At 49.1% G+C, this 7,959-nt stretch carries 11 protein-coding genes and 1 pseudogene; 2 read left to right on the top strand and 10 right to left on the bottom strand.

Going from position 1 to position 7,959, the window contains the following annotated elements; genetic code table 11:
- The 9 genes and pseudogenes from ATN88_RS04595 to fkpA form a co-directional block, all read right to left on the bottom strand.
- The coding region (locus ATN88_RS04595) for a GTP-binding protein (RefSeq protein WP_232312801.1) at positions 1 to 198 on the bottom strand (198 nt) is incomplete at its 3' end.
- 99 nt (positions 199 to 297) lie between these two features.
- Entirely contained in the window at positions 298 to 2,394 is a 2,097-nt protein-coding gene (gene fusA, locus ATN88_RS04590) for an elongation factor G (RefSeq protein WP_067412117.1), read from the bottom strand.
- A 73-nt stretch (positions 2,395 to 2,467) separates the two neighbouring features.
- Entirely contained in the window at positions 2,468 to 2,938 is a 471-nt protein-coding gene (gene rpsG / locus ATN88_RS04585) for a 30S ribosomal protein S7 (RefSeq protein WP_067412114.1), read from the bottom strand.
- 98 nt (positions 2,939 to 3,036) lie between these two features.
- Positions 3,037 to 3,411 carry a 30S ribosomal protein S12 gene (gene rpsL / locus ATN88_RS04580; protein ID WP_038181303.1) on the bottom strand — a complete coding sequence of 125 codons (375 nt, stop codon included), beginning with the start codon at positions 3,409 to 3,411 and terminating at the stop codon, positions 3,037 to 3,039.
- Between the two features lie 181 nt (positions 3,412 to 3,592).
- Positions 3,593 to 3,883, bottom strand: coding sequence for a sulfurtransferase complex subunit TusB (gene tusB / locus ATN88_RS04575; RefSeq protein ID WP_067412110.1), 291 nt, complete (start codon positions 3,881 to 3,883; stop codon positions 3,593 to 3,595).
- A gap of 9 nt (positions 3,884 to 3,892) precedes the next feature.
- Positions 3,893 to 4,249: a sulfurtransferase complex subunit TusC gene (gene tusC, locus ATN88_RS04570; RefSeq protein WP_067412105.1), complete on the bottom strand. Its 357-nt coding sequence runs from the start codon at positions 4,247 to 4,249 to the stop codon at positions 3,893 to 3,895.
- Positions 4,250 to 4,256: 7 nt separating this feature from the next.
- Positions 4,257 to 4,649 carry a sulfurtransferase complex subunit TusD gene (gene tusD, locus ATN88_RS04565; RefSeq protein ID WP_067412102.1) on the bottom strand — a complete coding sequence of 131 codons (393 nt, stop codon included), beginning with the start codon at positions 4,647 to 4,649 and terminating at the stop codon, positions 4,257 to 4,259.
- Positions 4,646 to 5,368: a helix-turn-helix transcriptional regulator gene (locus tag ATN88_RS04560; protein WP_067412099.1), complete on the bottom strand. Its 723-nt coding sequence runs from the start codon at positions 5,366 to 5,368 to the stop codon at positions 4,646 to 4,648. The genes tusD and ATN88_RS04560 overlap by 4 nt, the downstream gene beginning before the upstream one ends.
- Before the next feature lie 184 nt (positions 5,369 to 5,552).
- Positions 5,553 to 6,325: pseudogene (fkpA, locus tag ATN88_RS04555) on the bottom strand (FKBP-type peptidyl-prolyl cis-trans isomerase).
- Between the two features lie 118 nt (positions 6,326 to 6,443).
- On the opposite strand from fkpA, the gene ATN88_RS04550 reads away from it, so the two are divergent.
- Positions 6,444 to 7,424 (top strand): WD40 repeat domain-containing protein, encoded by a 981-nt coding sequence (locus ATN88_RS04550; protein ID WP_067412097.1) that lies wholly within the window; start codon positions 6,444 to 6,446, stop codon positions 7,422 to 7,424.
- Between the two features lie 13 nt (positions 7,425 to 7,437).
- Positions 7,438 to 7,662 carry a SlyX family protein gene (locus ATN88_RS04545; protein WP_067412094.1) on the top strand — a complete coding sequence of 75 codons (225 nt, stop codon included), beginning with the start codon at positions 7,438 to 7,440 and terminating at the stop codon, positions 7,660 to 7,662.
- A gap of 70 nt (positions 7,663 to 7,732) precedes the next feature.
- Here the strand turns inward: ATN88_RS04545 and ATN88_RS04540 are convergent.
- On the bottom strand, positions 7,733 to 7,959 hold a 227-nt coding region (locus tag ATN88_RS04540), incomplete at its 5' end, for an isoaspartyl peptidase/L-asparaginase (RefSeq protein WP_198158330.1).

Below are 7,959 nucleotides of genomic sequence, written 5' to 3'. Positions count from 1 at the left end.
TGAAGTAGAGATAGTGATACCACGCTCGCGCTCTTCTGGAGCGTTATCGATTGATGCGAAGTCACGTGCAGCACCGCCGTATACTTTAGACAGTACAGTACAGATAGCAGCAGTCAGAGTGGTTTTACCGTGGTCAACGTGGCCGATAGTACCAACGTTAACGTGCGGTTTCGTACGTTCAAATTTTTCTTTAGACACGATCGTGTTCCTTCCTAGTTATGAGTCACACTCACCGTCGTGAGTGCGATCAGAAGTTTTTTCAATGCAGGCGAACAATGCCAGCATTGAAGCTACTAATCAACTACGCTGTGCGATGATTGATTCAGCAACATTCTTTGGAACGTCAGCGTATTCGCTGAATTCCATAGAGTAAGATGCGCGGCCCTGAGTCGCTGAACGCAAGTCAGTTGCGTAACCAAACATCTCAGCCAGTGGTACTTGTGCGCGTATGATCTTCAAACCAGCAGGACCTTCATCCATACCGCTAATCAGACCACGACGACGGTTCAAGTCACCCACTACATCACCCATCCAGTCTTCTGGAGTGGTGATTTCCACTTTCATCATTGGCTCAAGAATAACAGGTTGCGCTTCGAGCGCCCCTTTCTTGAATGCCATCGATGCAGCGATCTTAAACGCCATTTCGTTGGAGTCAACATCATGGTAAGAGCCGTCAAACAGGGTTGCTTTTACATCAAGCACTGGGTAGCCGGCGAGAACGCCACTACTCATCTGTTCTTCAACACCCTTACCAACAGCACCGATGTATTCTTTCGGTACCGCACCACCAACGACTTCATCAACGAAGACAAAGCCTTCGCCAGGCTCAGATGGTTCCAGTTTCAACCAAACATGACCGTACTGGCCGCGACCACCAGACTGCTTGACGAATTTACCTTCGACTTCAGCCTTACCACGGATGGTTTCGCGGTATGCCACCTGTGGCTTACCTACGTTACATTCTACGCTGAATTCGCGACGCATGCGGTCTACGATGATATCCAGGTGCAGTTCGCCCATACCTGAGATCAGGGTCTGACCTGATTCATCATCGGTTTCAACGCGGAACGACGGGTCTTCTGCTGCCAGCTTACCTAGCGCAATACCCATTTTTTCTTGGTCAGCTTTAGAACGTGGCTCTACAGCGATCTGAATAACAGGCTCTGGGAAGTCCATGCGCTCCAAGATTACTTTAGAGTCTTGCGCACAAAGCGTATCACCAGTTGTTACATCTTTCAGACCGATGGCCGCTGCAATGTCACCCGCGCGAATTTCTTTGATTTCTTCACGCTTGTTTGAGTGCATTTGAACGATACGGCCGAAACGCTCACGTTTTTCTTTCACTGAGTTGTAAACAGTGTCGCCAGAGTTAACCACACCTGAGTAAACACGCAGGAAGGTCAACGTACCCACGAATGGGTCAGTAGCAATTTTAAATGCTAGGGCTGCAAACGGTTCGTTGTCATCTGCATGACGTTCGATCTCGTTGCCATCTTCGTCTTCACCTTTGATTGCTTTCACGTCAATCGGTGAAGGAAGGAACTCAACAACTGCATCCAGTACTGCTTGTACGCCTTTGTTCTTGAACGCAGAACCACAGGTAGCCAGTACGATTTCATTGTTAAGTGTACGTTCGCGCAGACCATGCTTGATGTCGGCTTCAGACAGTTCGCCTTCTTCAAGGTACTTGTCCATCAGCTCTTCGTTAGCTTCAGCAGCGGCTTCTACCAGATTCTGGTGCCATTCTTCTGCGAGCTCTTGCATGTCGGCAGGGATATCTTCGTATGCGAAGGTCATGCCTTGGTCTGCATCGTTCCAGTTAATCGCCTTCATTTTGATAAGGTCGATAACACCGGAAAACTCGTCTTCAGCACCAATATTCAAATGAATTGGCACTGGGGTTGCGCCCAGTCGAACTTTAATTTGTTCAACCACACGCAGGAAATCTGCGCCTGCACGGTCCATCTTGTTGACGAAAACCATACGAGGAACTTGATATTTGTCTGCCTGACGCCAAACGGTTTCAGACTGAGGTTCAACACCGGAAGAACCACAGAAGACAACTACAGCACCATCCAATACGCGCAGCGAACGCTCTACCTCGATGGTAAAGTCAACGTGTCCTGGGGTATCGATGATGTTGATGCGGTGCTCAGCGAATTGTGCATCCATACCGCGCCAGAAAGTAGTAGTCGCAGCCGAGGTAATGGTGATACCACGCTCTTGCTCCTGCTCCATCCAGTCCATGGTTGCGGCACCATCGTGCACTTCACCAATTTTATGAGAAAGACCGGTATAAAACAGGATACGCTCTGTTGTTGTAGTTTTACCTGCGTCTACGTGCGCACAAATACCGATGTTACGGTAGCGCTCAATAGGGGTCTTACGAGCCACAGTAGTATCCTCTTACTAAGGTCAACCTTAGAAATGTGGTTTAGGCGCGGCAAATGCCGCGCCTAAAAAGGTATTACCAGCGGTAATGAGCAAACGCTTTGTTTGCTTCTGCCATACGGTGAACGTCTTCACGTTTCTTAACAGCAGTACCTTTGTTCTCAGATGCATCCAGCATTTCGTTAGCCAGACGCTGAGCCATAGATTTTTCACCACGCTTACGCGCAGCTTCAACCAACCAACGCATTGCCAGAGCATTACGACGCACTGGACGTACTTCTACTGGAACTTGGTAAGTTGAACCACCCACACGGCGAGACTTAACTTCTACCGCTGGACGTACGTTTTCAAGAGCTGCTTCGAACACAGACAGTTGTTCTTTACCAGAACGCTCTGCCATGATGTCCAGTGCACCATAAACGATTTTTTCTGCAGTCGACTTTTTACCGTCAACCATTACGATGTTTACAAATTTTGCCAGCAGCTCTGATCCGAACTTAGGATCCGGCAGGATTTTACGCTGACCAATTACGCGACGACGTGGCATGGAAATTCTCCGTTGTCTTCTTCAGGTTTTATCCAAAACTTTTCAGTTTTTTCAAAATTACAAATTAATTAGTGTTTGGCCTTACTTAACGGATTCCATTAAGACTTAGGACGCTTCACACCGTACTTAGAACGACCTTGTTTACGGTCGTTAACGCCTGCACAGTCAAGTGCACCACGAACGGTGTGGTAACGCACACCTGGAAGGTCTTTAACACGACCACCGCGGATCAGAACAACTGAGTGCTCTTGCAGGTTGTGGCCTTCACCACCGATGTATGAAGTAACTTCAAAACCGTTGGTCAGGCGAACACGACATACTTTACGCAGTGCCGAGTTAGGTTTTTTAGGAGTGGTGGTGTAAACACGAGTACAAACACCACGTTTTTGCGGACACGCTTCCAACGCAGGCACGTTGCTTTTCGCAACTTGCTTAACGCGTGGTTTGCGCACCAGCTGGTTGATAGTTGCCATTAAATAGCTCCTGATATTACTTACGTATATAAGTGTGAAAAATCTATGCCCCACAGAAGTAGGGACGCGAAATTTTAGATGTCGTCAATTGGGGTGTCAAGATTTATACAACGATCTTTACTTAGATCACTTTATAAACACTGTAATCCCAAGCTTTTACGCTAGCTTATCGGTGCGCAAATCACCATTTCATTTGCGTGACATGCCTTTCCGTAAGCTCAACAAAGTCTTCCATTTCAATCACTTCGAACGGTGATTCGACTTTTCCCTGTAAACCACGCGCAATAACATCATCTTTTAGCACATAAATGCGATGACCCGACGCAGCCAGTTTTTGTTGCCACTCTCCCCCACTAATCGCCGCAGCAACAGCATCTTCGATCAACAGGATCTCGCAATGTCGGTCTGCATAACGCAGACAAACGGCCAATGACGACGATGAAAACGGTGAGGAATTGACGGTATGAAGCATTGTCTTTCCTTAAAAATTAAGCACTTTCGCGCACTGTCCTAGCTGCGCTGTGATTTCATCTGTCGACACGACTTGCGCATCGATAATTAAAGGCGCATCGAGAAGACCGCGTTCAGTCAACGAATCTTTACAGATGTAGATTTCCTCTACATCGCAAAGTGACAGCATTTTAAAGGTCGAAATGTAATCACGACACAGGACAGTGTCAGGCGATTGGCCGGCCAACAGCTGCATAACGCCATCGCCGACAAACATCAGTACCAAGTCTTCACTGTAGTTTGATGTCGACAATACGGCATCCAGCCCTTCTCGGCCGCTCGCCGAACCGTGCGGTGCCGATGAGAAGACAAATCCCAGCTTTTTCATGATTCACCTAAAACTGAATAACGCGGTCTGCTGTCAGCAGCGACTCGGATAGCCCACCCAACCCAGCTTGGGTAAACCCATCCGCCATGTTGTGCGAGGCAAGATTGTGTTGTTTGGCTTCGTCTTCGCTGATCTGACCGCGACGCAACGCCGCAGCCACACAGGTTTGCAGCTCAATGTTGTGCGCAGTTGCCAGTGACTGCCACGCGGCGACCAAGTCAAACTCATCGTTCGCAGGCACGGTCAAAGAAGATGCGTTCGACACACCATCTTGATAGAAAAACACACGCGTTAACGTGTGTCCTTTTTCGATAACCGCTTTAGCAAAGCGATAAGCAGTCAGTGAAGATTGGTGACCATACACAGGGCTGTTCACCACCAACACATAGTTCAGGCTCATTTCTCGCCGTCCTCACCTTTGCGCTGACGGATGTAGAGGTAGACGGTGTGCTTCGAGATATTCAGACGGTCCGCCACGCGGTTAATCGCGTCTTTAATATCGAAGATGCCTTTATCGAACAGCTCCATCACGATTTGACGGTTCTTGGTGTTGTTCGACACAGACTTGTCCGCATTGATTTCTTCAATGGTGCGCTCAACCGTTTGGTCTACCAGTTCATCGACATCGCTGGCAAAGTTAACCGAAGACGCCGCTTGGCGCGCTTCATCGGTTGGCATGAAGGCCTGTAGTACCTGAGAAAATGGCGCATCAAGGTTGATATTGATACACAGCAGGCCAACGATTCGACTGTCACTGTTACGGATAGCCACCGTGATGGATTTCATCAAGGTGTTGCCTTTCGCACGCGTAAAGTAGGCGCGAGAAAAATTACGTTCTGACCCCTCAATGTCTCTCAGCATACGTAATGCGAGATCCGTGATAGGTGAACCTACCTGACGTCCGGTGTTTTCACCGTTCGCAATCTTGATGGCGGAGCGATTCAGATCTTCTAACGAGTGCAACACGATTTCACAGTGTTGGCCAATCAACGCTGCCAAACCGTCTACGACGGCCTCATAAGATTTGAGGATAATGCGGTCTTGTTCGGTGAACGGATTATTCTCGCTTAAATCACTCTCGACGATCACGTCCGCACCAAAGCTGTCTGTCGATACCACAGGCTTACTCTTCCTTTACTTGGCTTTTTATCTTCAGCAGACGATAAACGAATGCTGCAAATTTTAAAATCTGGCGATAAGTTTAACAGAGTTAGTTCAAGAAAACGCAAAAACCCCGACCTAGGCCGGGGCTTTTTATTCATCAAGCTTATCAATTATTGCTGTCGACTTGCCGATGTTTGCATCAATTTGTTGCTGGTTTGCCTTTGATTTCAAGCAGCTCAACATCAAATACCAGCGTAGAGTTTGCTGGGATAGCTGGCGTGTCTTGAGAGCCGTATGCCAGCTCAGGCGGAATAACGAACTTGAACTTAGAACCCACAGGCATCAGCTGAACGCTTCAGTCCAACCTGGGATCACGCGGTTCAGCGGGAAGGTCGCTGGCTGGTCACGGTCGTATGAGCTATCGAACTGGGTACCGTCAGTCAATGTACCTTTGTAGTGAACCACTACCGTGTCTTCTGCAGATGGCTTCTCGCCGTCACCCATTTTCTCTACCTGATACATCAGGCCAGAGTCAGTGGTCTTCACGCCGTCTTGTTTTGCAAAGTTCGCGCGGAATTCTTCACCCGCTTTCACGGCTTCTTGTGCTTTTTCTTGTGCCTGAGCTTGCGCCATTTCAGCAACGCGCTGATCCAGTGCTTGCAGCGCAACCTGCGCTTCTTCGTCAGTCAGTTTTGATTTGTCAGCAAACGCGTCTTGCACACCTTGCAGTACCAGATCTGCATCCAATGACAGACCGATTTGCTCTTGTTGCTCAAGGTTTGCTTTCAGGTATTGCGCCAAAGACGCACCGATTGCGTATGCTGCTTTGTCGTCTTCCGTTGCAAAAGTCACTGTCTGCTCAACTGCAACAGGGGCTTCAACTTGTACTGTTTCTTGTTTTGCTTCTTCCTGACAGCCCACTGCCAATGCAACTGTCGCTGCCAGCAGCGATACTTTAAAAACAGATTTCATTCGTTACTCCGTTGGTATAAAACCACATTTCTCTAATTCGCTTACGCGATAACGATGCGAAAGCCCGAAACGATCAATATACTCGTCGTTATAGGGGCCAAAGATAAGGAACTCAAGCATGATTCGACAATTCGTCGGCACAATTTGCTTAATTCTGACACTGTTAGCACTTTCTGGATGCTTTCACTCAACACACGAAGCTCAACGTTGGACGTTAGAGCCTTCGGGTGTGACCAGTTTTAGCCTCAGCCGTGACGGCCGATTTGCCCTTATGACGTCTACTGCAGAAGGTATCGTGCTCTGGGACCTGATGCAAAACAAACAGTTGGCTGAGTTTGGATATCAGGACCCAGATAAGAATACTGTGATCGCCAGTCAGATTTCTGACAACAATCGCTACGCCATTACCGCTACGTCGCAGAACTTTGCCGTGTGGGATTTGGCATGGGGACAGGCAGAAGGACTCTGGTCTATCTCCGATGGCATCATCCGCGATGTCGACATCAGCAATAACGGTCAAAAGGTGCTGCTTGCCCTCTCTAATGGGAAAGCCCTCTTCGTGGACTTAGGCACAGGGAGACGCTTAGAGTTCCTTGCGCACCGAGAAAAAGTGAACAGCGTGTCTTTATCCCCCAATGGCAAGTTCGCCATGTCGGGCGGTAACGACCACAACGCCTTCTTTTGGAGCACAGAAACCGGGCAAGTGTTGAACGAGTTTCCCCATGAACACCGCATTACCCGCGTGGAGCTCCATCGCTCAGGCAAGTTTGCATTCTCTGCCGATGGCGATGACACTGCCATTGTTTGGGATTTGTCGACAGGAGAGCCGAGAAGCGAACTTCGTATGTTCCATCGCCACCCGAACTTCTCCACCGCACGTTTCTCGGACGACGGCTCGAAACTGGTCACAGGTACGCCGGGTCGACGCGTGGAGTTTTGGGATACCCAGAGCGGAGAGAACATCGGTCGCTGGTTAGCGGAGGAGCAACAAAATACCCGTCCACCAAGCGCAGTAGTGTATGATGTCGCCATTGATCCGACTGGACGCGTTATTTCTGGCACTTCTGCCGGTATCGCTCAGGCGTGGATAGCAGAGTAATTGAGAAACCATCATGACCGAGACAGAACTGCGTCTGCAGAAACAAATTGACGACCTGGAGATCAAACAAGCTTTTCAGGAACACACGATTGAAGAGCTGAACGATGCCATCACCCAGCACCAATTGACCATCGACAAGATGACGTCGCAAATTTCGTTTCTGGTGACAAAACTGAAAGCCATGGAGCCAGCCAACATCGCCAGCATGAGCGAAGAGACGCCGCCTCCACATTACTGATGACGCAAGCCTTGTTGGCTGCGTGAGATGTAAAGAAAAGGTCAGCATGTGCTGACCTTTTTCGTTTCGGTTATTCCGCTACTGGCGACAGTGCTTCATCCGCAAAGATAGCCACCAGCGCAATGCCCTCTTCGTTCACTGTCGCGCGGTACATGCCCGCACAGTTCAAGGCAAAGTCCACCTTGCCATCAGCGTCAACGGCCACCACACCACCCTGCCCGCCAAGAGACAGGAAATCGCCATGAATCACGTCATGACAGGCATCATGAAGTGAAGCTCCCGCGTAGCGCATGCGCG

It is taken from the genome of Enterovibrio coralii, assembly GCF_001559595.1.
Lineage (GTDB): Bacteria > Pseudomonadota > Gammaproteobacteria > Enterobacterales > Vibrionaceae > Enterovibrio > Enterovibrio coralii.
Note: the sequence above shows the minus strand (reverse complement) of the source record. Positions and strands in the feature narration are given on the sequence as shown.